This window comes from Pseudomonas sp. 05N434, from assembly GCF_056396965.1.
In genome coordinates, this window is record NZ_JBFTMK010000869.1 from 1 (window position 1) to 1,291 (window position 1,291).

The 1,291-nt window shown below is 64.2% G+C and carries 2 protein-coding genes; both read right to left on the reverse strand.

The window, feature by feature from the left end:
• A partial coding sequence (locus AC1DLB_RS30255) for a motility-associated protein (RefSeq protein ID WP_477786313.1) occupies positions 1-339 on the reverse strand: 339 nt, incomplete at its 3' end.
• On the reverse strand, positions 339-1,291 hold a 953-nt coding region (locus AC1DLB_RS30260), incomplete at its 5' end, for a protein-glutamate methylesterase/protein-glutamine glutaminase (RefSeq protein ID WP_477786314.1). The genes AC1DLB_RS30260 and AC1DLB_RS30255, both read right to left, overlap by 1 nt.

Below are 1,291 nucleotides of genomic sequence, written 5' to 3' on the forward strand. Positions count from 1 at the left end.
TTGCAGGCCTTTACGCGAGTAGCTGTCAGGTTCGGCGTCGGCCACCCCTTCCAGCCCGAGCAAACCTTCCTTGCGAGCGGTCAGACTCCAGTTCACCACGCGATCAATGCCGCCGGCCAGGTCCACGCGAGGCGGAAACAGAATCCAGGCGAGAATCTGTATGGCACGCTTGAAGGCACTCATCGGCGATTGCAGCAGCGCGGCACCGATGGTGCCACCGAGTACGATCAACGCCGCCGGGCCGTTGGCCAGTGCGCCGAGGTGACCGCCTTCAAGGTAGTTGCCGCCGATGATGGCGACGAACGCCATGATGATCCCGATAAGGCTGAGCACATCCATCAGATGCAAGCCTCAACCAGGTGCCGACCGATGTCGTCGAGGCTGTACACCGCGTCCGCGAGTTCGGCTTTGACGATGGCCATTGGCATGCCGTAGATCACACAACTGGCTTCATCCTGGGCCCAGATCGCACTGCCACCCTGCTTGAGCAGACGCGCGCCTTCGCGACCGTCGGCGCCCATGCCGGTCAGTACCACCGCCAGAACTTTGTCGCCGTAGGACTTGGCCGCGGAACCGAAGGTAATGTCCACGCACGGCTTGTAGTTCAGACGCTCGTCGCCCGGCAGGATTTTCACCGCGCCACGGCCGTCGATCATCATCTGCTTGCCACCGGGTGCGAGCAGCGCCAGGCCCGGACGCAGGATGTCGCCATCCTCGGCTTCCTTGACACTGATGCGGCACAGCTTGTCCAGGCGCTCGGCGAAGGCCTTGGTGAAGGCTGCCGGCATGTGCTGGATCAACACGATGGGTGCCGGGAAGTTGGCCGGCAACTGTGTCAGAACCCGTTGCAGCGCAACCGGGCCACCGGTGGAGGTACCGATGGCGACCAATTTGTAGGCTTTGCGTTTCGGCGCGGGAGATGACGGAGCCGCTGCATGGGGGCGCGCCGCAATCGGTGCCGGTGCCGGACGCGCAGGCGCGCTGCTGYCGTAGCTGCCGACGCTCGAAGGCGCAGGCGTCGGGGCTGGCGCAGCGACCGGTGCCGGAGGGGTGTAGGCGCTGACACGACGGTTACTGCGCGAGATGCTGAGAATCTTCTCGCACAGCAGTTGCTTGACCTTCTCCGGGTTACGGGAGATGTCTTCGAAATTCTTCGGCAGGAAGTCCACCGCGCCGGCGTCCAGCGCATCGAGGGTGACCCGGGCGCCTTCGTGGGTCAGCGAGGAGAACATCAACACCGGGGTTGGGCAGCGCTGCATGATGTGCCGCACCGCCGTGATGCCATCCATCA